The following is a 22663-nucleotide window of genomic DNA, read 5'->3' as shown; positions in this document are numbered from 1 at the left end:
CGACGATGAGCGCGGTGCAGGCGTTCCTGCAGCACCTGCAGGTGGAGCGGCGGATGTCGGCGCATACGCTCGATGCCTACCGCCGTGACCTGGACGCATTGTCGGTGTGGGCCGAACCCCGCGGCGTGGCCGTGGAGGCGCTGGATATCGACGCGGTGCGCCAGTTCGTTGCCGACGAACACCGCCGTGGCCTGTCGGCCAAGAGCCTGCAGCGCAGGCTGTCGGCCTGCCGCAGCTTCTACGCCTGGCTGCTCAAGCATGGCCGTATCGAGGCCAGCCCCGCAGCGACGCTGAAGGCACCGCGCGCACCGAGACGATTGCCGCAGGTACTCGACGCCGACGAAGCCGTGCAGCTGGTTGAACTGGAACCGGAAGGCGAGTTGGGTCGTCGTGACCGCGCGCTGCTGGAACTGTTCTATTCCTCCGGCCTGCGCTTGAGCGAAGTCTGCGCGCTGACCTGGCGCGACCTGGATTTCGCCAGTGGCCTGGTCAACGTGATGGGCAAGGGCAACCGGCAACGTCGCGTTCCCTTCGGAAAGCCGGCACGCGAGGCGCTGTTGACCTGGCGCAGCGAAAGCGGCGGCGGTGCCACTACACCGGTTTTTCCCGGCCGCAACGGGCCGATCAGCCAGCGTGCGGTGCAGATCCGCATCCGCCAGCTGGCGCAGCGCCAAGGCCTGTTCAAGCACGTACACCCGCACATGCTGCGGCACAGTTTCGCCAGCCACATCCTGGAATCCTCCGGCGACCTGCGCGGTGTGCAGGAACTGCTCGGCCATGCCGACATCGCCACCACGCAGATCTACACGCACCTGGATTTCCAGCACCTGGCCAAGGTCTACGATGCGGCGCATCCGCGCGCGAAGCGCCGCAGTGACACCGGCAGCGGCGAACAAAGCTGAACGCTGCCCCTGCGGCAGCCGGTCGCGGGTGGCTTGAAGGGCGCAGGGCAGTCCCCACCTCTGGTTCTGTCACCCCGGAGGCATCATGGACCCCAGTCAGAATCCCACCGTTTTCCACGCCACCACCATCGTCTGCGTTCGTCGCGGCGAGCACGTGGCCATTGCCGGCGACGGCCAGGTCACCCTCGGCCACACGGTGATGAAGGGCAACGCACGCAAGGTCCGCCGCCTCGGCCGCGATGGGCAGGTGCTGGCCGGCTTCGCCGGTGCCGCCGCCGATGCCTTCACCCTGTTCGAGCTGTTCGAAGCCAAGCTGGAAAAACACGGCCAGCTGCAGCGCGCTGCGGTGGAACTGGCCAAGGATTGGCGCACCGAGCGTCGCCTCGGCAAGCTTGAAGCCCTGCTGGCCGTGGCCGACAAGGAAACCTCGCTGATCATCAGCGGCACCGGCGATGTGATCGAGCCGGAGGACGGCATCATCGCCATCGGTTCCGGTGGTTCGTATGCACTGTCCGCTGCACGCGCGCTGATGGCGCACACCGAACTGGACGCACGCACCATCGCCAGTGAAGCGATCAACATCGCCGGCGACATCTGCATCTACACCAACCGCAACGTGGTGGTCGAGGAGCTGTGACGGGGAACCGTCACAGGCATTCCCGATCCGCCGGGCATGGCCCGGCGCTACCGACAACGAATTCGTGAGCACACCCATGCCGCACAAGATCGAAGTTTCCTCCGCCACCATGACCCCGCGCGAGATCGTGCAGGAACTGGACCGGCACATCGTCGGCCAGCATGACGCCAAGCGCGCAGTCGCCATCGCCCTGCGCAACCGCTGGCGCCGCATGCAGCTGCAGCCCGAGCTGCGCAACGAGGTCATGCCCAAGAACATCCTGATGATCGGCCCGACCGGCGTCGGCAAGACCGAGATCGCGCGCCGCCTGGCCACGCTGGCCAACGCGCCGTTCGTCAAGGTCGAAGCGACCCGCTTCACCGAAGTCGGCTACGTCGGCAAGGACGTTGAGCAGATCATCCGCGACCTCGCCGATACCGCCGTCAAGCTGTACCGCGAGCAGGCCAAGGTGCGCGTGCGCACGCAGGCCGAAGAGCGCGCCGAAGACCGCATCCTCGATGCGCTGCTGCCGCGCCGCAGCGGTGGCATCGGCTTCGACCCGGAGGCGGCGCGCAACGAACCGTCGGCCCAGGACAACGAGACCCGCATCAAGTTCCGCAAGATGCTGCGCAACGGCGAGCTGGACGATCGCGAGATCGAGCTGGACCTGACCGCCAACGTCAGCATGGACATCATGACCCCGCCGGGCATGGAGGAAATGGGCCAGCAGCTGAAGTCGATGTTCGCCAACCTCGGCGGTGGCGCCAAGGCGCACAAGCGTACGCTGACCATCAAGGCCGCGCGCCCGCTGCTGCAGGAAGAAGAAGCCGGCAAGCTGGTCAACGAGGACGATATCCGCACCGCCGCGATCGAAGCCTGCGAACAGCACGGCATCGTGTTCATCGACGAGATCGACAAGGTCGCCAAGCGGGGTGATGCAGGCTCGTCTGGCGGTGATGTCTCGCGCGAAGGCGTGCAGCGCGATCTGCTGCCGCTGGTGGAAGGGTCCAACGTGTCCACCAAGTACGGCACGATCAAGACCGACCACATCCTGTTCATCGCATCGGGCGCCTTCCACCTGGCCAAGCCCAGCGACCTGATCCCCGAGCTGCAGGGCCGCTTCCCGATCCGCGTGGAGCTGGGTGCGCTGAGCAAGGCCGATTTCGTGCGCATCCTGACTGAACCGAAGGCTGCGCTGACCAAGCAGTACGAAGCGCTGCTGGCCACCGAAGGCGTCAAGGTCAGCTTCACCACCGATGCCATCGATCGCCTGGCCGAGATCGCGTTCCAGGTGAACGAGCGCCAGGAGAACATCGGTGCGCGCCGTCTGCACACCGTGCTGGAGCGACTGCTGGATTCGCTCAGCTACGAAGCACCGGACCGCGATGGTGAAACCCTGGCCATCGACAGAGCCTATGTCGATGCGCATCTGGGTGAGCTGGTGCAGGACCCGGACCTGAGCCGTTACATCCTGTAACCGGGAATGCGAAAAGGCCGCCGAAAGGCGGCCTTTTCTTTGAGGTGCGTTGCTCTGGTAGTAGCCGACCTTGGTCGGCATACAAATGGCTCGCCGACCAAGGTCGGCATCTACCGCTCCGGCAGCGGCTCCGGTACCGAACCCGGTACGAACACGCCTTCCTTCACGTAGGCGGCCAGGGTCATGTCCAGCGCCAGCATGCCATCGCGCTTGAGGTCCATCAGGTCCGGCTCGACCATCGCCCCATGCAGTACGCCGAGCACGGTGGCGTGCAGCATGCGCGCTGCGATCTTCGGGTCGGCGCCGTCGCGCAGCTGGCCGAGGTCCTGGGCACGGCGCAGGGCGCGTTCCATCCGGTCGAGGGCATCGCGGAAGCCGGCCTGCTGCAGTTCGGTCAGTACCCTGGTATCAGCCGAGGCATCGCTGCGCAGCATGATCTCCATGGTCTTGCGCAGGCGCTCGTCCTCGGACAGCTCGATGAACGAGTGGATCATCACCGCGCGCAGATCGTGCACCGGGGTATCGCGCTGGTCGCTGGAGGTGCGCTCCAGTTCCTGCATGAAAGGCAGGTGTACCCGTTCGATCATCGCCGCCAGCACTTCGCCCTTGTTCTTGAAGTGCCAGTACACCGCACCGCGCGTATAGCCGGCGCGGGCGCCGATCATCTCCAGCGTGGTGCGGGCGACGCCATGCTCGTGGAAGCAGGTTTCGGCGGCGTCCAGGATGCCTTCCCGGGTCGCCTGGGTGTCCTCTTTGGTCTTGCGGGCCATGAGTGGGTACGAGTTAGCGTGAAACGTGGCTGAATTGTACCGGTTTACAAACAAACACGCATGTATGTATATTTCCCTCCCATCATTCCCGTCGTGTGCGTGGCAGGCCTGTCCTGGCTCCCACTCCACCCGGGTGGGCGCTGTCCGCGCGGTCTCCGCTCCTGCAAGGGGAGGGTCCGTCGTATCAGCGCCTGCTGAGATCCCTCCCTTCAAGAGCCATTCCCATCATGTTGCTGAGCCGAATCCGACCCTTCGCGTTGTCGCTGGCGATCGCTGCCACCGTCGCTGCCTGCGGCGGCCAACCCCAGGCGCCCGAACAGGGGCCGGGCCAGGTCAGCGTGGTCACGCTGAAGTCCGAAACCGTCGGCCTGACCCGTGAGCTGCCGGGCCGCACCAATGCCTTCCTGGTGGCCGAAGTGCGCCCGCAGGTCAACGGCATCGTCGCCAAGCGGCTGTTCACCGAGGGTGGGATGGTCAAGGCCGGCGAGCCGCTGTACCAGATCGAGGACGCCAGCTATCGCGCCCAGGCCAACAGTGCGCGTGCACAGCTGGCCCGCGCCGAAGCCACCGCCAATGCGGCGCGCCTGAGCGCCAAGCGCATCACCGAGCTGGCCAAGGTCGACGCGGTCAGCCAGCAGGATCTGGAAAACGCCGTGGCCGCGCAGAAGCAGGCCGAGGCCGATGTCGGCGCCGCCAAGGCATCACTGGATGCCGCCAACGTGACCCTCGGTTATGCGCGCATCACCGCGCCGATCAGCGGCCGCATCGGCAAGTCCAGCGTCACCCAGGGCGCGCTGGTCAGCGCCGGCCAGGCAACTGCGCTGGCGACCGTGCAGCAGCTGGACCCGATCTACGTCGACCTCACCCAGTCCTCGGCCGAGCTGCTGCAGCTGCGCCGCGAACTGGCCGCCGGCCGCCTGCAGGACAACCAGCAGACGCCGGTCAGCATCCTGATGGAAGACGGCAGCACCTTCGAACACAAGGGCACGCTGGAGTTCTCCGAAGTCAGCGTCGATCCGGCCACCGGCAGCTTCGCGCTGCGGGTCAAGGTCGACAACCCCGACGGCCTGTTGATGCCGGGCATGTACGTGCGTGCGGTGATCGGCGGCGGCGTGCGCAGCGACGCGGTGCTGGTGCCGATGCAGGGCATCGCCCGCGATCCGAAGGGTGATACCAGCGCGATGGTGGTCGGCAAGGACAACAAGGTCGAAGTGCGCCCGGTCAAGGTCAGCCGCACCGTCGGCGACAAGTGGCTGGTTGAGGACGGTCTGAAGGCCGGTGACAAGGTCATCGTCGAAGGCCTGCAGAAGATCGGCCCGGGCATGCCCGTGAACGCCACCGAACAGGGCGCCGCCCCGGCCAAGCCGGCCGCCGCCCAACCTGCAGCTGCGGCCGCAGGCGCGAAGTAAGCGGAGAACCCCATGGCACGTTTCTTCATCGATCGACCCATCTTCGCGTGGGTCATCGCGATCATCATCATGCTCGCCGGCGGCCTGGCCCTGTTCAAGCTGCCGATCTCGATGTACCCCAACGTCGCACCGCCAGCGGTGGAAATCAGCGCCAGCTACCCGGGTGCTTCGGCCAAGGTGGTCGAAGACTCGGTGACGCAGATCATCGAGCAGAACATGAAGGGCCTTGATGGCCTGATCTACTTCTCCTCCAACAGCTCGTCCAACGGCCAGGCCACCATCACCCTGACCTTCGAGAGCGGTACCAACCCCGACATCGCCCAGGTGCAGGTGCAGAACAAGCTGCAGCTGGCGATGCCACTGCTGCCGCAGGAAGTGCAGCGGCAGGGCATCAACGTGGCCAAGTCCAGCTCGGGCTTCCTGAACGTCATCGCGTTCGTGTCTGAAGACGGCAGCATGGATGCCAACGACATCGCCGACTACGTCGGCTCCAATGTCGTGGACCGTCTCAGCCGCGTGCCGGGCGTGGGCAACATCCAGGTGTTCGGTGGCAAGTACGCCATGCGCATCTGGCTGGACCCGAACAAGCTGCACACCTACGGCATGTCGGTGCCGGAAGTGGTTGCCGCGGTGAAGGCACAGAACGCGCAGGTGGCCATCGGCCAGCTGGGTGGTGCGCCGTCGGTGAAGGGCCAGCAGCTCAACGCCACCATCAACGCGCAGTCGCGCCTGCAGACCCCGGAACAGTTCCGCAACATCATCGTGCGCGGCGCGCAGGACGGTGCCGAACTGCGCCTGGGCGACGTTGCCCGCGTCGAGCTGGGCGCCGAGTCGTACGACTTCGTCACCCGCTACAACGGCCAGCCGGCCAGCGGCCTGGCGGTCACCCTGGCCACCGGCGCCAACGCGCTGGATACCGCGGCCGGTGTCGATGAAACCCTGAAGGAACTGGAAGGCTTCTTCCCGGCCGGCCTGAAGGCCGAGATCCCGTACGACACCACCCCGTTCGTGCGCGTGTCGATCAAGGGCGTGGTGCAGACCCTGCTCGAAGCGATCGTGCTGGTGTTCGTGGTGATGTACCTGTTCCTGCAGAACTTCCGCGCCACCCTGATCCCGACCATCGCCGTGCCGGTGGTGCTGCTGGGTACCTTCGGCGTGCTGTCGGTGCTGGGCTTCTCGGTGAACATGCTGACCATGTTCGCGATGGTGCTGGCCATCGGCCTGCTGGTGGACGATGCCATCGTGGTGGTGGAGAACGTCGAGCGCATCATGTCCGAAGAGGGCCTGTCGCCGCTGGAAGCCACCCGCAAGTCGATGAGCCAGATCACCGGTGCGCTGGTGGGTATCGGCCTGGTGCTGTCGGCGGTGTTCGTGCCGATGGCCTTCATGAGTGGCTCCACCGGTGTGATCTACCGGCAGTTCTCGGCGACGATCGTGTCGGCGATGGCGTTGTCGGTACTGGTGGCGATCGTGCTGACCCCGGCGCTGTGCGCGACCATGCTCAAGCCGCTGAAGAAGGGCGAGCACCATGTCGCCCACCGCGGTTTTGCCGGTCGCTTCTTCAACGGCTTCAACCGCGGCTTCGACCGTACCAGCGAAAGCTACCAGCGCGGCGTGCGCGGCATCCTGCATCGCCCGTGGCGGTTCATGGGCATCGTGGCCGCACTGTTCCTGCTGATGGGCGTGCTGTTCGTGCGCCTGCCCAGCTCGTTCCTGCCCAATGAAGACCAGGGCGTGCTGATGGCGCTGGTGCAGGCGCCGGTGGGCGCAACCCAGGAGCGCACGCTGGAATCGATCGCCGCGCTCGAAAAGCACTTCATGGAAAACGAGAAGGGTGCCGTCGAATCGGTGTTCTCGGTGCAGGGCTTCAGCTTCGCCGGCATGGGCCAGAACGCGGGCATGGCGTTCGTCAAGCTGAAGGACTGGAAGGATCGTGACGCCGACAACGGTGTGATGCCGATCACCGGACGTGCGATGGCTGCACTGGGGCAGATCAAGGATGCCTTCATCTTTGCCTTCCCGCCGCCGGCCATTCCAGAGCTGGGTACGGCTTCGGGCTACACCTTCTTCCTGAAGGACAACAGCGGCCAGGGCCATGAGGCACTGCTGGCGGCCCGCAACCAGCTGCTTGGCTTGGCGGCCGGCAGCAAGAAGCTGGCCAACGTGCGTCCGAACGGCCAGGAAGACACCCCGCAGTTCCGCATCGATATCGATGTGGCCAAGGCCAGCTCGCTGGGCCTGTCGATCGACCAGGTCAACACCACCCTGGCCACCGCGTGGGGCAGCTCGTACATCGATGACTTCATCGATCGCGGCCGCGTCAAGCGCGTGTTCGTGCAGGCTGACCAGCCGTTCCGCATGGTGCCGGAGGACTTCGATCTCTGGTCGGTGAAGAACGACAAGGGCGAGATGGTTCCGTTCAGCGCCTTCGCCAGCAAGCATTGGGATTACGGTTCGCCGCGCCTGGAACGCTACAACGGCGTGTCGGCCACCGAAATCCAGGGCGAACCGGCCCCGGGCGTGGCCTCCGGTGATGCCATGGCCGAGATCGAACAGCTGGCCAAGCAGTTGCCGGCGGGCTTCGGCGTCGAGTGGACGGCGATGTCCTACCAGGAACGCCAGGCGGGCTCGCAGACGCCGCTGCTGTACACGCTGTCGCTGATGATCGTGTTCCTGTGCCTTGCTGCGTTGTACGAAAGCTGGAGCGTGCCGACCTCGGTGCTGCTGGTGGCGCCGCTGGGCATCCTCGGTGCGGTGCTGGCCAATACCTTCCGCGGCATGGAGCGCGACATCTATTTCCAGGTGGCGATGCTGACCACGGTGGGCCTGACCAGCAAGAACGCGATCCTGATCGTCGAGTTCGCCAAGGAGCATCTTGAGAAGGGCGCAGGGCTGATCGAAGCGACGATGCATGCAGTGCGCGACCGTCTGCGCCCGATCATCATGACCTCGCTGGCCTTCGGCATGGGCGTGCTGCCGCTGGCGATCTCCAGCGGTGCCGGCTCCGGCGCCAAGCAGGCGATCGGCACCGGCGTGCTCGGCGGCATGGTGGTCGGCACCGTGCTCGGCGTGTTCTTCGTACCGCTGTTCTTCGTCGTGGTGCAGCGCGTGTTCAAGAAGCGCAACGCCACCGAGTGATGACAACCGGTAGCGCCGGGCCGTGCCCGGCGGATGCCTCACCGCATAGTCGCCGGGCCCGGCCCGGCGCTACCACCGTGACCCCCAAGGTGTCGCTATGAAATTCTCTTCTCTTGCAGTATCCCTTGCCACCGCGCTGGCGCTCAGCGCGTGCGGCACCCTCGCGCCGAAGAACACCGCAGTGGCCCCGGCCATTCCGTCGCAGTGGCCGGCGGAAGCCGCACAGGGTGAAGTGGCCGATGCGGCCGCGGTCGGCTGGCGCGACTTCTTCACCGATGAGCGCCTGCAACAGGTGATCGGCCAGGCGCTGGACAACAACCGCGACCTGCGCGTGGCCGTGCTCAACGTCGAAAAGGCGCGCGGCCAGTACCGCGTGCAGCGCGCTGACCGCGTGCCGGGCGTTGCCGTGACCGGGCAGATGGACCGCCGCGGCGGCGACGTGCCGGTGACCGAGCAGTTCAGCGCGGGCGTCGGCGTGGCCGAGTTCGAACTGGACCTGTTCGGTCGCGTGCGCAACCTGAGTGAAGCCGCGCTGCAGCAGTACTTCGCTGTAGCCGCCAACCGTCGCAATGCACAGCTGAGCCTGGTGGCCGAGACCGCCACCGCGTGGTTGACCTACGGTGCCGACCAACAGCGCCTGGCGATCGCCGAAGCCACGGTGAAGACCTATGAGGATTCGCTGCGTCTGGCCGAAGCACGCCATGAGCGTGGCGGCAGTTCGGCGCTGGAACTGACCCAGACCCGCACCCTGGTCGAGACCGCGCGCACCGATGCCGCACGCTTGCGTGGGCAGCTGGCCCAGGACCGCAACGCGCTGGCGCTGCTGGCCGGCGGCCAGTTGGATCCGGCGCTGCTGCCGGACAGCATCGCGCCGCAGGTGCTTGCGCTGGCACCGCCGCCAGCCGGCCTGCCCAGTGACGTGCTGCTGCAGCGGCCGGACATCATGGCGGCGGAGCATCAGCTGCTGGCCGCCAATGCCAACATCGGTGCCGCACGCGCCGCCTTCTTCCCCAGCATCTCGTTGACCGGCAGCATCGGCAGTGGCTCGGGTGAACTGTCGGGCCTGTTCGACAGCGGCACGCGGGTGTGGAGCTTCCTGCCGAAGATCACCTTGCCGATCTTCCAGGGCGGCAAGCTGCGCGCGAACCTGGCAGTGGCCAACGCCGATCGCGATATCGCGCTGGCGCAGTACGAAAAGTCGATCCAGAGCGGTTTCCGCGAAACCGCCGATGCGCTGGCATTGAATGTCAGCCTGGATGAGCAGGCCGCCTCGCAGCAGCGCCTGGTGGAAGCGGCCGAGCAGGCCAACCGCTTGTCGCAGGCACGCTATGACGCTGGCCTGGACAGCTTCGTCACCCTGCTGGATGCACGTCGTACCGCCTACAACGCGCAGCAGACACAGCTGCAGACGCAGCTGGCGCAGCAGTCCAACCGCATCACGCTGTACAAGGTGCTGGGCGGCGGCTGGCACGAGCGCGGGTAAGCCGCGCCTCTGGTGGGTGCCAACCTGCCGCGCCTCTGGTAGGTGCCAACCTTGGTTGGCACAGGGCCAGCCGACTGCGCTGACGCATCCGTGCCAACCAAGGTTGGCACCTACCGGAGCAGATCAGGATTGGCGTGGGCCTTTCAGGGCAAGCACCACCGGTCACACCGCTTCGTCGTCCCGCCGCTCGCTGCGGCAGGAGCGCACCCGGGTCAGCGCGTCGCCGGCTTCGCGCGCCATCCTCTCGTACTCGGCGCGGATCTCTTCCAGGCGCTCTTCGTCCAGCTCTTCCAGGTCCAACAGCTCGTTGTTGGCTTCGGCGGTGGCGCGGATCAGTTCATCCAGCTTGATCTGCATTGCCGCCGTGTCCGAGTTCTGCGTGTGCTGGATCAGGAACACCATCAGGAAGGTGATGATCGTGGTGCCGGTGTTGATCACCAGCTGCCAGGTATCGTTGAACTTGAATATCGGGCCGCTGATGCCCCACAGCACGACGATCGACACCGCAGCCAGGAAGGTCCACGGCGAGCCGGTGGCGGCCGCGGCCTTCTTGGCGATCGTATTGAACAGGTTCCTTGCGCTCATCGTCATCGTTCCACTGGAATGATGACGATCATCGGCACGTGGCCGTGCAGGTGCCGTGCAGTCGAGCGTGGGCTCAGGCGCGCAGGCGCGGTGCTTCCTGGCTGCGCACCGGGCTGGCCAGGTAGACGTGCTGCCAGCAGCGTTCGACGAATTCGCGGGCCTGCGCTTCGGTCATGCGCGGCATGATCTGCAGGGCGTACTGGGTCTGGAACAGCTCATCGCGCTGCGCATTGCTGGCGCGTGGTTGGGTGATCAGCGAATCACAGGCGAACTTGATCCACGGCACATAGGTGCCGAACGAGGTGTGCGCGAGTGCGCCATCGGCGTGCTGGCGGCGCCAGTAATCCAGCTCCGCATCGACATTGATGACCGGGGGAATGGCGGGAACTTCAGCGTGCATGACGATCCAATCGGTTGAAGGTGAAAGGGAGTGGGGCCCGTTACAGTCTGGCCCGGACGGTGGTGCATGCCGCGTCAGCGCGATGTGCAGCCAGCGTGGCGATGGCGCAGCAGTTGTGCATGTTCAACCGCACCCAGGCGTTCGGCCATGGCGGCCATCGCATTGCACAGGCGCACCAGGTCGCGGGGATGGTCGAGCAGCAGATCCTGCTGCATGTCCTGGTAGGCGCTCCAGAACGGGGCACTGCGCTGGTGCAGTGCGTATTGCTGCTGCAGTCGGTCCCAGATCACGGCCAGGGCCGGGTCGCTGGGAGGACGTACGGCATGCGCTTGCATGGTCGTCTCCAAGCCGGGGCGGGGGCCCCGCTTGCATTCCACCCTAGACGTGGCTGCGCAGCAGGATGTTAGTGGCGCGTGTTGACTACACGCAGCTGACTGCGCAGCAGTTCACGTTGAAGCGTGCAGACGCTGCCGGCACAAGGCTGTGCCGGCACTGAAGCGTTCATCAAGGCGGGCTCATCAGCCGTGGCGGATGCTCATTCGCCGATGTCTTCGTTCCAGATTTCCGGATGTTGCGCAATGAAACCGCCCAGCAGGTCGACGCATTCCTGGCTGTCCAGGTCGATCACGTTGACGCCGTTTTCGCGCAGCCAGTCGATGCCGCCCTGGAAGGTGCGCGACTCGCCGACCACCACCGTGCCGATGTTGAACTGCCGCACCAGGCCCGAGCAGTACCAGCACGGAGCCAGGGTGGTGACCATGATGGTGTCCTGGTAGCGGCGCTGGCGGCCGGCCTTGCGGAAGGCATCGGTCTCGCCATGCACGGACGGGTCGCCTTCCTGCACGCGGCGGTTGTGGCCGCAGCCGAGCAGGCGGCCGTCGTTGTGGTACAGCGCCGCGCCGATCGGCACGCCGCCTTCGGCCAAGCCCTGGCGGGCTTCGGCGATGGCGGTCTGCAGCAGGGCCTGGTAGTCGGGCGTGGTGATCATGCGGGGCTCCGGTAGGTCGTGGGGCGCCATGATACGGCCAGCGTTCCCCGCAGGGGCCCGGCGGTGCGATAATCGGGGGCATGAGCGAATCCCCCTACAAATCCGGTACCACCCATTTCGGGTTCCGCGACGTTGACGCCAAGGACAAGCAGAAGCTGGTCGGCCAGGTGTTCACGTCGGTCGCGCGCAACTACGACCTGATGAACGACCTGATGAGCATGGGCGTGCACCGGGCATGGAAGCGCTACTACGTAGCCACCGCGCAGGTGAAGCCGGGTGACCGCGTGCTCGACCTGGCCGGGGGCACCGGCGATATCGCCGCGCTGCTGAAGGAGCGGGTCGGTGCCGAGGGTTCGGTGGTGCTGGGCGACATCAACGCCGGCATGCTGTCGGTCGGCCGTGACCGCCTGACCAACCGCGGCCTGGTGCTCGGCCTGGACTACGTGCAGTGCAACGCCGAAGCCCTGCCGTTCCCGGACAACAGCTTCGACCTGGTGACCATCGCCTTTGGTCTGCGCAACGTGACCGACAAGGACGCCGGCCTGCGCGAGATGTACCGCGTGCTGAAGGTGGGCGGCCAGGCCCGCGTGCTGGAGTTCTCCGAAGTCACCGCGGACTGGTTCAAGCCGATCTACGACTTCCACTCGTTCAAGATCCTGCCGAAGCTGGGCAAGCTGTTCGCCAACGATTCGGACAGCTACCAGTATCTCGCCGAGAGCATCCGCAAGCATCCGCCGCAGGAAGAGCTGAAGGCGATGATGGGGCAGGCGGGCTTCGAGCGCTGCCACTACAAGAACCTGACCGGCGGCATCGTCTCGATCCACTCCGGCTACAAGCTGTAAGCCTCGCTTTGGTAGGTGCCAACCTTGGTTGGCACACGCCCGCCGCGAGCGATGATGTATCCGTGCCAACCAAGGTTGGCACCTACCTGTAGATGCCGACCTTGGTCGGCATGGGCCCCCACCGCGCGCCCGCCGCCATTACCCCGCACCGCGCAACGCTTCCCGGCCGGGGGAGAGGTACCATTGGGGTTTGATCCCCGTAACGGTCCCGATTCATGCGCAATCCGCTGATGCTCCTTCCGCTGGCCGTGGCCCTGGCCGCCGGCTGCTCCCAGGAGGCGGCCGCACCCGCCGCCGCCCCGACTGCCCAGAAGGCTCCCGCCGCCCCCGTGAACGCCGAAAACCGCAGCCACGATGAAAGCTCGTACGCCGAGCCGGACAAGGTCGTCGTCAAGGACATCGCGCTGGATCTGAAGCTGGACTTCGACCAGAAGCAGATCGGCGGCACCGCCACCTACACCCTGGAATGGAAGCAGAAGGATGCCAAGCAGCTGGTGCTGGACACCCGCGAGCTGAGCATCGCCAAGGTCGAAGCGATCGCCGCCGACGGCGCGCGCAGCCCGCTGCAGTTCGTGCTGGCCCCGGTGGACAAGGTGTTCGGCAGCAAGCTGACCATCGAAACCCCGGACCAGCCGGCCAAGGTCGAGGTGACCTACCACACCGCACCGACCGCGTCGGGCCTGCAGTGGCTGGCGCCGTCGATGACCGAGGGCAAGAAGCTGCCCTTCATGTTCAGCCAGTCGCAGGCGATCCACGCCCGTTCCTGGGTGCCGCTGCAGGACACCCCGAGCGTGCGCTTCACCTACAGCGCGCACGTGGTCTCGCGCCCGGACGTGATGGTGCTGATGAGCGCCGACAACGATCCCAAGGCCGCGCGTGACGGTGATTACACCTTCAAGATGCCGCAGCCGATTCCGTCCTACCTGCTGGCCATCGCGGCCGGCGACCTGGTGTTCGAGCCGATCTCCGGCCGTTCCGGCGTCTGGGCCGAGCCGACCATGGTCAACAAGGCCGCCAAGGAATTCGAAGACACCGAGAAGATGATCGGTGCCGCCGAAAAGCTGTACGGCGAATACCGCTGGGGCCGCTACGACATGCTGGTGCTGCCGCCGTCGTTCCCGTTCGGCGGCATGGAAAATCCGCGCCTGACCTTCGCCACTCCGACCGTGATCGTCGGCGACAAGTCGCTGGTCTCGCTGGTCGCCCATGAACTGGCACACAGCTGGTCTGGCAACCTGGTGACCAACGCCAGCTGGAAGGACATCTGGCTCAACGAAGGCTTCACCACCTACGTCCAGGGCCGCATCACCGAAGCCCTGTACGGCAAGGAGATGGCCGAGATGGAAAAGCAGATCGACCAGACCGATCTGCTGGCCGAAGTGAAGGACATGAGCCCGGCCGACCAGGCGCTGGCGCTGCCGCCGCTGAACGAACGTGACCCGGACGAAGCCCTGAGCCAAGTGGCCTACGTCAAGGGTTCGTGGTTCCTGGAATTCCTGGAACAGCGTTTCGGCCGCGAAACCTTCGATCCGTTCCTGCGCGGCTGGTTCGATGACCACGCCTTCCAGAGCGCCAACACCGACCAGTTCGTCGAGTACCTGAAGAAGAACCTGCTGCCGAAGAATCCGTCGGCGGTCACCGAGGCCGAACTGAAGGCGTGGCTGGACGAGCCGGGCATTCCGGCGTTCGCGGCCAAGGCGCAGTCGCGCAACTTCAGCAGCGTCGATACCGCGCGCATCGCCTTCGCCAGCGCCGGCACCGTGCCAAGCAGCCAGGTGATCGCTGAGTGGAGCACCCAGGAGTGGGTGCGCTTCATCGACGGCCTGGGCGCCACCCAGCCGCTGGACAAGCTGGCCACGCTGGACAAGGCTTTCCACTTCACCGGCACCCCGAATGGCGAGATCGCCATGCGCTGGTACCCGCTGACCATCCGCAGCGGTTACGAGCAGGCCAATGAAGCGGCGGCTGCGTTCATCGAGCGTGTCGGTCGTCGCAAGCTGATCCTGCCGATCTACGCCGAACTGGTGAAGACCCCGAAGGGGCTGGAACTGGCCAAGCAGGCGTTCGAGAAGGCCAAGCCGGGCTACCACCCGATCACCACCGCCTCGGTGCAGGACATGCTGGCCAAGGCTGAAGCGAAGTAAACGGGAGTGCCGGTCGCTGGCCGGCAACCCAGACACTGCTTCACCAGCAACGGCGGGGAAACCCGCCGTTGCTGTATCCGCTTTTCGCTGCCGATAGAATCGGCATGCACCCGTAAAGGACTCCGCCATGAAACGACTGATCCTGCTCACCGCCTGCACCCTGGCCCTGGCCGCCTGCAGCAACCCCGAGGAAGAACGCAAGGCGCAGGAGGCTGCCGCTGCCGCCGTGCAGGCGCAGAAGGAAGCCAAGGCCGAAGACGTTGCCAAGCAGTACGACATGGCCGTGGCCGCGCAGGACTGGGAGCGCGCGCGCCTGCATGGCGCCTCGCTGCTGGACCAGTACAAGGACACCGCCGCCGCCGAGCGCATCGCCGCCGGCTTCGACGAGGTCAAGGCCAAGGGTGATGCCGCGCGTGATCTGCGCCGCATGCAGGGGCTGTGGCAGTACAACCAGATTCGGGTCGGCAGCAAGGGCAACCAGGTGTCGGCACAGATCTTCAGCAAGGAACGGGTGGATGTGGATGGCAGCGGCGCCAAGCCGGTGCAGCTGGTGTTCCGCGATCATCCCGAATGGAAGCGTCATGCCTACCTGGTGCTGCAGGCCGGCGATTTCCGCTGCCCGCAGTGCACGGTGAAGGTCACGGTGGACGGTGGCAAGCCGATCTCCATGGCGGCATGGCGGCCGAAGACCGACGAGGCGATCGCCCTGTTCATCACCGACCAGAAGGCGCTGTGGAAGCTGGCAGCCAAGGGCAAGTCGATCAGCATCGAATTCCCGGTCAAAGCCGGTGGCACGCGCACGGCCGTGTTCGAGACCGGTGGCGTGGATGCCAGCCGCATGCCGGCGTGGTGGCATTGACCGTGGATGCACGGGTGGCGGCGCCGGCGCTGTCGACGATCCGCCACTGGGTGTTCGACATGGATGGCACGCTGACCGTGGCAGCGCATGATTTCGCGCGGATCAAGCGCGAACTGGCGATTCCGCAGGAGGATGACATCCTCACCCACCTGGCCGGGCTGCCGGCCGCGGAGGCCAGCGCCAAGCATGCCTGGCTGCTGGCGCACGAGCGTGCGCTGGCCGCTGCGTCCCAGCCGGCGACGGGGGCGGTAGCGCTGGTGCGCGCGCTGCAGGGCACCGGTTGCCGTCTGGGCATCCTGACCCGCAACGTGCGCAGCCTCGCGCAGGTCACCCTGCAGGCGATCGGGTTGGGCGACGTATTTGCCGAAGACGACATCATCGGTCGCGACGAGGCCGAGCCGAAGCCTTCACCTGCCGGGCTGCAGTACTTCCTGCGGCGCTGGCAGGTGGAACCTTCGCAGGTGGTGATGGTGGGCGACTACCGCTTCGATCTGGAATGCGGCCGCGCGGCGGGCAGTCGCACGCTGCTGGTCAATGCCCCGGACAACCCGTGGCCCGGCATGGCCTGTTGGCACCTGGCCGATTGCGCGGCAGTGCTGGAGCGCTGGCGAGGCTAGCGCGGCGCCCTGTACGCGTTGTGGCGGGAACCTGGGGACCGCGCCGGCGGTCAACTCTCGACTGTCATCACAGTGTATTGTGCGAGGCCGGCTGGACGCGCTTCGAATGCCCGGCAGGGATTGAAGCGCAGGCGCTTGGGGAGCCGTCGCCGCTCACTGCTGAGGCCTGATCGAAGCCGCAGTAGGCGTTGAAGGTGCCGGCGGATGGTTTCGCTGCGCTGGCTGTTGTGTCGGGTTGCACGTTGTACGGTGTGGCCCGCTGCCAAGGATGGGGCATGGGTGTCCTTTGCTCCATTTCTGGATTCCTTTCATGCTCCGAGCTGTGTGGGTGTCGCTGTACCGGCGTCTGTGTCCGATTGCCGCCTTCTTCCTGTTTGGCCTGGTCGCCCTGTCGTTGTCGCGACTGGGATTGGCGCTGTGGCACGCCGCGCGGGTCAGTGCTGCTGATGGCTGGGCCACGGTGTTCCTGCAGGGGCTGCGGGTGGATGTGTCGACCCTGTGCCTGCTGTACGGCATCCCGGCGGTGCTGGCGCTGCTGTTGCCGCTGGAAGGACGCGTGGGACGCGCGTGGCGCCATCTGCTGCGGTGGTGGCTGATCCTGGCCAGCGTGCTGCTGGTGTTCATGGAGCTGGCCACGCCGAGCTTCATGGCCGAGTACGGCCTGCGCCCCAATCGCCTGTTCCTGGAATATCTGATCTATCCCGAAGAAGTCGGGATGACGCTGTTGCGCGGCCATCTGCTGGCCGTGGTGATCGAAGTTGCCGCGGTGGTCGTGCTGTTCTGGGCATTGCTTCGCGGGTCGCGGCGCTGGGTCGGCAACAGCCCGATGGTCGCAGTCGAAGCGGGATGGCTGTGGCGGCTGCCGTTGGCGTTCCTGGTGCTGCTGCTGGCGGCGCTGGGCGTGCGCTCCAGCCTGGGTCATCGGCCCTTGAATCCTGCATTGGTGGCGTTCTCGACCGACCCGACCATCAACGCCTTGCCGCTGAATTCGCTGTACACCGTCGGCTATGCCGCGCGGCAACTGGCGACCCGCAGCGAAACCTCGCGCGTCTACGGTGACCTGCCGCTGGCCGAAGTGGTCAGCGAACTGCGCGCCAGCAGCGGCCTGCCGGTATCGGCGTATGTCTCCGACGCATTGCCGAGCCTGGCGCTGCGTCCGCCGCAGTACCAGGGCAAGCCGCGCAATCTGGTGATCGTGCTGGAAGAAAGCCTGGGCGCGCAGTTCATCGGCAGTCTTGGCGGACGGCCGTTGTCGCCCAATTACGACCGCCTGAGCACACAGGGCTGGGCGTTCGAGCGTCTGTATGCGACCGGCACGCGTTCGGTACGCGGCATCGAGGCGGTACTGACCGGATTTCCGCCGACGCCGGCCGAATCGGTGGTCAAGCTGCCCGCCAGCCGCCAGCGATTCTTCACCCTGGCCGATGTGCTGGGGCGGCATGGCTACGACACCGGCTTCTATTACGGCGGCGAAAGCCACTTCGACAACATGCGCGAGTTCTTCCTCGCCAACGGCTTCACCCGCATCGTGGACCGCAAGGATTACCGCAAGCCGGCATTTGTCGGCTCCTGGGGCGCGTCGGATGAAGACCTGTTCGGCCGCGCCGACCAGCAGTTCCGGCAGCTGAAAGCGCAGGGCAAGCCGTTCTTCGGCCTGGTGTTCACCTCCAGCAACCACGATCCGTTCGAGTTCCCGGACGGCCGCATCGACCTGTACGAGCAGCCGAAACAGACCCGCGACAACGCTGCCAAGTACGCCGACTACGCGCTGGGCGAGTTCTTCCGCAAGGCGATGGCCTCACCGTACTGGGAGGACACCGTGTTCCTGGTGGTGGCTGACCACGATTCGCGGGTGTTCGGCAAGAACATGGTGCCGATCGGCAACTTCCATATTCCCGGGTTGATCCTCGGCGGCGGCATCGAGGCACGCCGCGATACCCGCATCGTCAGCCAGATCGATCTGCCGCCGACCCTGCTGTCACTGCTGGGCATTGCCGATCCCACGCCGGCGGTGGGACAGGACCTGACCGACCTGCAGCGGCTGCAGCCGGGGCGCGCGCTGATGCAATACGACCGCAACCTGGCGTGGATGGAGGGCAACGATGTGGCCATCCTGCAGCCGGACAAGCCCGCGCAGGGCTTCCGCTATGACCCGGCCAGCGACCAGCTGCAGCCGCAGCCGCTGCGGCCGGAACTGGCACGACGCGCACATGCCTACGCGATGTGGGGCACGCTGGCCTACGAAAAAGAGCTGTACCGCTTGCCGGAGAAGGCCAAGCCCTGAGCCGGCGCTACCAGAGCGGTGCCGGCCGCTGGCCGGCAGTGTCGACCAAGGTCGACACCTACCAGGGCGCAGCGTGTCGACCAAGGTCGACACCCACCGAGCGGGTGCGCGGGCAGTTTGGTTACACGCTCAACGCGTAACCGAACTGCTGCTTGAACTGCTCGTTGAACTCATCGAAGGTGAAGCGCTGGTTCTGGGTGCCCGGGTGCTCGACCTTCAGCGCGCCCATCAGGTTGCCCATGCGGCCGATGGTCAGCCAGTCGAAGCCCTTCTGGATGCCGTAGATCAGGCCGGCGCGGAAGGCGTCGCCACAGCCGGTCGGATCGACCACGCGGCGCTCGTGCGCCGGCGGGATGTCGTAGCTCTTTTCCGGGGTGTGGATCACCGCGCCCTTCGGGCCGCGGGTGGTGATGTAGGCCTTGACCCGGCTGACGATCTCTTTTTCGTTCCAGCCGGTGCGTTCCTGCAGCAGGTTCGACTCATAGTCGTTGACCACCACGTAATCGGCCTGCTCGATGAACTCGCGCAGTTCCGGGCCGTTGAACAGCGGCATCGCCTGGCCCGGGTCGAAGATGAACGGCACGCCGTCTTCGTGGAATTCCAGCGCGTTCTGGATCATGCCTTCGCGGCCGTCCGGGCCGACCAGGCCCAGGCTGACGCCCGGCACGTCGCGCACGTGGTTTTCGTAGGAACGCATCATCGCGCCCGGGTGGAAGGCGGTGATCTGGTTGTTGTCGTGGTCGGTGGTGATGAACGCCTGCGGGGTGAACAGCTCGTCGATCACGCGCACGCGGGTGAGGTCGATGCCCAGTGCATCGAAGTGCTCGCGGTACGGGCCGAAGTCCGAACCCACCGTGCCCATCGGGATCGGATCGCCACCCAGCAGGTGCAGGTTGTAGGCGATGTTGCCGGCGCAGCCGCCGAACTCGCGGCGCATGCGCGGCACCAGGAACGACACGTTCAGGATGTGCACCTTGTCCGGCAGGATGTGATTCTTGAACTGGTCCGGGAACACCATGATGGTGTCGAAGGCAAGAGAACCACAGATCAGAGCGGACATCGATGTAAGCCTATGCGGTGAATTTTGGGATGGGCCGGCCCACTTCGGCAGGCAAGCAAACGGCGCCCTTGGGCGCCCGACGGCGCAAAGGTTACCCGCTGGTGCCGCTCAGGGCCAGAACCGGGTGATGCCCGATCAGGCCGAAAGCCTGTGAAGGCGCGGGTTCAGCTGGATTTCTCCTTGCTCGGCGGCAGGCAGGTTGCTAGGCTTGTCGACCTCGATTTCTGCCCATTTTTTCGCCATCCCGCGTTGGGCGCGACACCCCTCAGGATCAACTCCCAGATGTTCAAGAAACTGCGCGGCATGTTCTCCAATGACCTGTCCATCGACCTGGGCACGGCCAACACCCTCATCTATGTGCGTGGGCAGGGAATCGTGCTGAACGAGCCGTCCGTGGTCGCGGTGCGCCAGGATCGCGCCATTGGTGGTACCCGGTCGGTGGCAGCCGTTGGCGCCGAGGCCAAGCAGATGCTCGGCCGTACCCCGGGCCACATCACCACCATCCGCCCGATGAAAGACGGCGTCATCGCCGACTTCACCTACACCGAGGCGATGCTCAAGCACTTCATCAAGAAGGTGCACAAGTCGCGCTTCCTGCGCCCGAGCCCGCGCGTGCTGGTCTGCGTGCCGGCCGGCTCGACCCAGGTCGAGCGCCGCGCGATCAAGGAATCGGCCGAGGAGGCCGGTGCCCGTGACGTGTTCCTGATCGAAGAGCCGATGGCGGCCGCGATCGGCGCCGGCATGCCGGTCACCGAAGCCCGTGGCTCGATGGTCATCGACATCGGCGGCGGCACCACCGAAGTAGCGGTGATCTCGCTCAACGGCATCGTCTATTCCGCCTCGGTGCGCATCGGCGGCGACCGCTTCGACGAATCGATCACCAACTACGTGCGCCGCAACCACGGCATGCTGATCGGTGAAGCCACCGCCGAGCGCATCAAGGTCGAACTGGGCTGTGCCTACCCGCAGGCGGAAGCGATCGAGATGGAAATCTCCGGCCGCAACCTCGCCGAGGGCGTGCCGAAGATGATCAAGATCAGCTCCAACGAAGTGCTTGAAGCGCTGCACGAGCCGCTGTCGGGCATTGTCAGCGCGGTCAAGCTGGCACTGGAACAGACCCCGCCGGAACTGTGCGCCGACGTCGCCGAGCGCGGCATCGTGCTGACCGGTGGTGGCGCCCTGCTGCGCGACATGGACCGCCTGATTTCCGAGGAAACCGGTCTGCACGTGCAGGTGGCTGACGACCCGCTGACCTGCGTGGCCCGCGGTGGCGGTCGTGCGCTGGAACTGGTCGACATGCACGGCAACGAGTTCTTTGCGCCGGAATAAGCCGTCCCGGCTGCCTGCGCCCGCAGCGCCCCTCCGGGGTGCGGCCCGCCACATCGGCGGGTCGGCACCGGCGGGGCGCCCGCGTGTTTCCCTTCCGCCTTCTGCCAGTTGAATCGCTGCCGTGCCGCCCTACGCCGGACCTCCCGTCGCTTCCCGATCCGGTGATGCCGCCAGCCCGCTGCGGCTGCTGGCCTATCTCGCACTGGCAATCACCTTGATCGTCCTCGACGACCAGGCCGGCTGGCTGGCGCGTCTGCGCGAGCAGGCCAACAGCCTGGTGCAGCCGGTGTGGGCCCTGGCCGGCCTGCCCGGCAAGCTCGGCGGGCAGGTGCGCGACACCGCCGCCAGCCACGGCCAGCTGGTGACCGAGAACCGCGAGCTGCGCAACCAGCTGCTGCTGGCCAACGCCCGCCTGACCCGTCTGCAGACCGCCGCGCTGGACAACGCCCAGCTGCGCGAACTGCTGAACGTGGCCGAGCGCAGCGGCCTGGACGTACAGCTGGCGCCGATCCTGGACATCGACCTGGACCCGGTCAAACAGCGCCTGGTGCTGGACGCCGGCAGCCGCGAAGGCGTGCACGTCGGCCAGGCGGTGATCGATTCCGGCGGCCTGATGGGCCAGGTGATCAACGTGACTGCGGGCAGCTCCACCGTGCTGTTGCTGACCGACCCCGACCACGCGGTGCCGGTGACCGTGGCGCGCAACGGCGTGCGCCTGATCGTCTACGGCCGCGGCGACAAGCTGGAACTGCGCGACATCCCGCTCAGCGCTGGTGTGGAAGTGGGCGACGAGATCGTTACGTCCGGTCTTGGCGGTCGCTTCCCGGCCGGATTCCCGGTCGGCACCATCACCGGGCTGCGCCCGGACGACACCCATGCCTTCCTGGTGGGTGAACTGAAACCGGCCGCGCAGCTTGATCGTGGCCGCGATGTCCTGCTGTTACGCCCCGGCGCTGCGATCCGCATTCCGCCGAACCTGCGCCTGCAGATGGAACAGGGTGCTCCCGGTGGCCCTGCCGATGCCACCGCGCTGCCGAGCGGCACCACGCCTGCAGGTACGCAGCCCACCCCGGTAGTGCCGGCCGCTGGCCAGCAACCGTCCTCGTCTGCGACGAGGCCGGCTGCCCCCGCATCCCACCTCACCCCCGCGCCTTCGGCGCGCGTCCCTCAACAAGAGGGGGGCTCTCCCCAAGCCGGCTCCACGGTAGTGCCGGCCGCTGGCCGGCAACCGCAGCAAACTCAACCTCAGCCGACCACACCGGAGGCGCAACGATGAGCCGCCTTCGCGACAACCGCTGGGTGCTGCCGGCCAGCGTGGTGGTGGCCCTGCTGCTGGGCCTGCTGCCGTTGCCGGCGCTGCTGCAGCCGCTGCGTCCGTATTGGCTGGCATTGGTGCTGGCCTACTGGGTGATCGAAGCGCCCGAACGCGTCGGCCTCGGCATCGCCTTCGCCAGCGGCGTCGTCGCCGACCTGCTGTATGGCGGGGTGCTGGGCGAACAGGCGCTGCGGCTGGTGATGCTGGCCTTCATCCTGCAGCGCTTCCGCGCGCGCATCCGCTTCTTCCCGATGTCGCAGCAGATGCTGGCCATCGGCGGCCTGCTGTTCAACGACCGCATCGTCAGCGCGCTGGTCCACATCATGGTGGGCGAGCCCACCCTGCCGTGGTCGTACTGGTGGGCACCGCTGCTCGGCATGGGCCTGTGGCCGCTGGTGTTCGTGCTGCTGGATGCGGTGCGCTTCGGCAAGCGCGGGCGCTGAGC

Annotated in this window: 20 protein-coding genes; 14 read left to right on the top strand and 6 right to left on the bottom strand. The window is 66.3% G+C overall.

Features of this window, described 5'->3' with window-relative positions:
* Window positions 1–5: 5 nt before the first annotated feature.
* From xerC to hslU, 3 genes are all read left to right on the top strand, one after another.
* Complete coding sequence (gene xerC, locus QP457_RS18640) at window positions 6–902, top strand: tyrosine recombinase XerC (RefSeq protein WP_205405502.1); 897 nt, start codon at window positions 6–8, stop codon at window positions 900–902.
* Window positions 903–987: 85 nt separating this feature from the next.
* A complete protein-coding gene (gene hslV / locus QP457_RS18635) occupies window positions 988–1539 on the top strand; it encodes an ATP-dependent protease subunit HslV (RefSeq protein WP_025877284.1) in 552 nt (183 codons plus the stop codon).
* A 76-nt stretch (window positions 1540–1615) separates the two neighbouring features.
* Entirely contained in the window at window positions 1616–2995 is a 1380-nt protein-coding gene (gene hslU / locus QP457_RS18630) for an ATP-dependent protease ATPase subunit HslU (RefSeq protein WP_205405501.1), read from the top strand.
* A gap of 110 nt (window positions 2996–3105) precedes the next feature.
* Here the strand turns inward: hslU and smeT are convergent, their stop codons facing one another.
* A complete protein-coding gene (gene smeT / locus QP457_RS18625; protein WP_180165584.1) occupies window positions 3106–3765 on the bottom strand; it encodes an efflux transporter SmeDEF transcriptional repressor SmeT in 660 nt (219 codons plus the stop codon).
* Between the two features lie 227 nt (window positions 3766–3992).
* Here smeT and smeD point away from each other — a divergent pair, with 227 nt between their 5' ends.
* The 3 genes from smeD to smeF all read left to right on the top strand — a co-directional run bounded on the left by smeD (window position 3993) and on the right by smeF (window position 9795).
* Window positions 3993–5174 (top strand): multidrug efflux RND transporter periplasmic adaptor subunit SmeD, encoded by a 1182-nt coding sequence (gene smeD / locus QP457_RS18620; RefSeq protein ID WP_099820612.1) that lies wholly within the window; start codon window positions 3993–3995, stop codon window positions 5172–5174.
* A gap of 12 nt (window positions 5175–5186) precedes the next feature.
* Complete coding sequence (gene smeE / locus QP457_RS18615) at window positions 5187–8312, top strand: multidrug efflux RND transporter permease subunit SmeE (protein WP_032976546.1); 3126 nt, start codon at window positions 5187–5189, stop codon at window positions 8310–8312.
* Window positions 8313–8409: 97 nt separating this feature from the next.
* Complete coding sequence (gene smeF / locus QP457_RS18610; RefSeq protein ID WP_100553589.1) at window positions 8410–9795, top strand: multidrug efflux RND transporter outer membrane subunit SmeF; 1386 nt, start codon at window positions 8410–8412, stop codon at window positions 9793–9795.
* A 162-nt stretch (window positions 9796–9957) separates the two neighbouring features.
* Here smeF and QP457_RS18605 read toward each other — a convergent pair whose 3' ends face one another.
* The 4 genes from QP457_RS18605 to QP457_RS18590 form a co-directional block, all read right to left on the bottom strand.
* Window positions 9958–10380, bottom strand: a complete 423-nt coding sequence (locus QP457_RS18605) for a low affinity iron permease family protein (RefSeq protein WP_099820614.1) — start codon at window positions 10378–10380, stop codon at window positions 9958–9960.
* A 73-nt stretch (window positions 10381–10453) separates the two neighbouring features.
* Entirely contained in the window at window positions 10454–10780 is a 327-nt protein-coding gene (locus QP457_RS18600) for a hypothetical protein (protein WP_099820615.1), read from the bottom strand.
* Between the two features lie 74 nt (window positions 10781–10854).
* Window positions 10855–11115: a hypothetical protein gene (locus QP457_RS18595; RefSeq protein ID WP_180165590.1), complete on the bottom strand. Its 261-nt coding sequence runs from the start codon at window positions 11113–11115 to the stop codon at window positions 10855–10857.
* A 200-nt stretch (window positions 11116–11315) separates the two neighbouring features.
* Complete coding sequence (locus QP457_RS18590) at window positions 11316–11768, bottom strand: nucleoside deaminase (RefSeq protein ID WP_005411083.1); 453 nt, start codon at window positions 11766–11768, stop codon at window positions 11316–11318.
* Between the two features lie 80 nt (window positions 11769–11848).
* Here QP457_RS18590 and ubiE point away from each other — a divergent pair, with 80 nt between their 5' ends.
* From ubiE to QP457_RS18565, 5 genes are all read left to right on the top strand, one after another.
* Window positions 11849–12610: a bifunctional demethylmenaquinone methyltransferase/2-methoxy-6-polyprenyl-1,4-benzoquinol methylase UbiE gene (gene ubiE / locus QP457_RS18585; RefSeq protein WP_032976541.1), complete on the top strand. Its 762-nt coding sequence runs from the start codon at window positions 11849–11851 to the stop codon at window positions 12608–12610.
* 215 nt (window positions 12611–12825) lie between these two features.
* The gene (locus tag QP457_RS18580; protein WP_100553587.1) at window positions 12826–14754 is read left to right on the top strand and encodes a M1 family metallopeptidase; all 1929 of its coding nucleotides are present in this window, start codon (window positions 12826–12828) and stop codon (window positions 14752–14754) included.
* A gap of 127 nt (window positions 14755–14881) precedes the next feature.
* The gene (locus tag QP457_RS18575; protein ID WP_205405500.1) at window positions 14882–15613 is read left to right on the top strand and encodes a hypothetical protein; all 732 of its coding nucleotides are present in this window, start codon (window positions 14882–14884) and stop codon (window positions 15611–15613) included.
* A 59-nt stretch (window positions 15614–15672) separates the two neighbouring features.
* Window positions 15673–16230 carry an HAD family hydrolase gene (locus QP457_RS18570; protein ID WP_205405578.1) on the top strand — a complete coding sequence of 186 codons (558 nt, stop codon included), beginning with the start codon at window positions 15673–15675 and terminating at the stop codon, window positions 16228–16230.
* Window positions 16231–16540: 310 nt separating this feature from the next.
* Window positions 16541–18514: an LTA synthase family protein gene (locus QP457_RS18565; protein WP_205405499.1), complete on the top strand. Its 1974-nt coding sequence runs from the start codon at window positions 16541–16543 to the stop codon at window positions 18512–18514.
* Window positions 18515–18635: 121 nt separating this feature from the next.
* Here the strand turns inward: QP457_RS18565 and QP457_RS18560 are convergent, their stop codons facing one another.
* Window positions 18636–19574 (bottom strand): carbohydrate kinase family protein, encoded by a 939-nt coding sequence (locus tag QP457_RS18560; RefSeq protein ID WP_049463859.1) that lies wholly within the window; start codon window positions 19572–19574, stop codon window positions 18636–18638.
* A gap of 282 nt (window positions 19575–19856) precedes the next feature.
* Here QP457_RS18560 and QP457_RS18555 point away from each other — a divergent pair, with 282 nt between their 5' ends.
* The 3 genes from QP457_RS18555 (at window position 19857) to mreD (ending at window position 22661) form a co-directional block, all read left to right on the top strand.
* A complete protein-coding gene (locus QP457_RS18555) occupies window positions 19857–20903 on the top strand; it encodes a rod shape-determining protein (RefSeq protein ID WP_025877255.1) in 1047 nt (348 codons plus the stop codon).
* 121 nt (window positions 20904–21024) lie between these two features.
* Window positions 21025–22179 carry a rod shape-determining protein MreC gene (mreC, locus tag QP457_RS18550; protein WP_205405498.1) on the top strand — a complete coding sequence of 385 codons (1155 nt, stop codon included), beginning with the start codon at window positions 21025–21027 and terminating at the stop codon, window positions 22177–22179.
* Entirely contained in the window at window positions 22176–22661 is a 486-nt protein-coding gene (gene mreD / locus QP457_RS18545; protein ID WP_099820622.1) for a rod shape-determining protein MreD, read from the top strand. Before mreC ends, mreD begins: the two co-directional genes overlap by 4 nt.
* Window positions 22662–22663 lie beyond the last annotated feature (2 nt).

This window comes from Stenotrophomonas sp. As-7, from assembly GCF_030291015.1.
Lineage (GTDB): Bacteria > Pseudomonadota > Gammaproteobacteria > Xanthomonadales > Xanthomonadaceae > Stenotrophomonas > Stenotrophomonas lactitubi.
This window is presented reverse-complemented; position numbering and strand designations above follow the sequence as displayed.

Excerpts from the sequence above, each read along its gene's own strand:
- xerC (WP_205405502.1), top strand. The coding sequence starts at position 6 with ATGAGCGCGGTGCAGGCGTTCCTGCAGCACCTGCAGGTGGAGCGGCGG.
- hslV (WP_025877284.1), top strand. The coding sequence starts at position 988 with ATGGACCCCAGTCAGAATCCCACCGTTTTCCACGCCACCACCATCGTC.
- hslU (WP_205405501.1), top strand. The coding sequence starts at position 1,616 with ATGCCGCACAAGATCGAAGTTTCCTCCGCCACCATGACCCCGCGCGAG.
- smeT (WP_180165584.1), bottom strand. The coding sequence starts at position 3,765 with ATGGCCCGCAAGACCAAAGAGGACACCCAGGCGACCCGGGAAGGCATC.
- smeD (WP_099820612.1), top strand. The coding sequence starts at position 3,993 with ATGTTGCTGAGCCGAATCCGACCCTTCGCGTTGTCGCTGGCGATCGCT.
- smeE (WP_032976546.1), top strand. The coding sequence starts at position 5,187 with ATGGCACGTTTCTTCATCGATCGACCCATCTTCGCGTGGGTCATCGCG.
- smeF (WP_100553589.1), top strand. The coding sequence starts at position 8,410 with ATGAAATTCTCTTCTCTTGCAGTATCCCTTGCCACCGCGCTGGCGCTC.
- QP457_RS18605 (WP_099820614.1), bottom strand. The coding sequence starts at position 10,380 with ATGAGCGCAAGGAACCTGTTCAATACGATCGCCAAGAAGGCCGCGGCC.
- QP457_RS18600 (WP_099820615.1), bottom strand. The coding sequence starts at position 10,780 with ATGCACGCTGAAGTTCCCGCCATTCCCCCGGTCATCAATGTCGATGCG.
- QP457_RS18595 (WP_180165590.1), bottom strand. The coding sequence starts at position 11,115 with ATGCAAGCGCATGCCGTACGTCCTCCCAGCGACCCGGCCCTGGCCGTG.
- QP457_RS18590 (WP_005411083.1), bottom strand. The coding sequence starts at position 11,768 with ATGATCACCACGCCCGACTACCAGGCCCTGCTGCAGACCGCCATCGCC.
- ubiE (WP_032976541.1), top strand. The coding sequence starts at position 11,849 with ATGAGCGAATCCCCCTACAAATCCGGTACCACCCATTTCGGGTTCCGC.
- QP457_RS18580 (WP_100553587.1), top strand. The coding sequence starts at position 12,826 with ATGCGCAATCCGCTGATGCTCCTTCCGCTGGCCGTGGCCCTGGCCGCC.
- QP457_RS18575 (WP_205405500.1), top strand. The coding sequence starts at position 14,882 with ATGAAACGACTGATCCTGCTCACCGCCTGCACCCTGGCCCTGGCCGCC.
- QP457_RS18570 (WP_205405578.1), top strand. The coding sequence starts at position 15,673 with ATGGATGGCACGCTGACCGTGGCAGCGCATGATTTCGCGCGGATCAAG.
- QP457_RS18565 (WP_205405499.1), top strand. The coding sequence starts at position 16,541 with ATGCTCCGAGCTGTGTGGGTGTCGCTGTACCGGCGTCTGTGTCCGATT.
- QP457_RS18560 (WP_049463859.1), bottom strand. The coding sequence starts at position 19,574 with ATGTCCGCTCTGATCTGTGGTTCTCTTGCCTTCGACACCATCATGGTG.
- QP457_RS18555 (WP_025877255.1), top strand. The coding sequence starts at position 19,857 with ATGTTCAAGAAACTGCGCGGCATGTTCTCCAATGACCTGTCCATCGAC.
- mreD (WP_099820622.1), top strand. The coding sequence starts at position 22,176 with ATGAGCCGCCTTCGCGACAACCGCTGGGTGCTGCCGGCCAGCGTGGTG.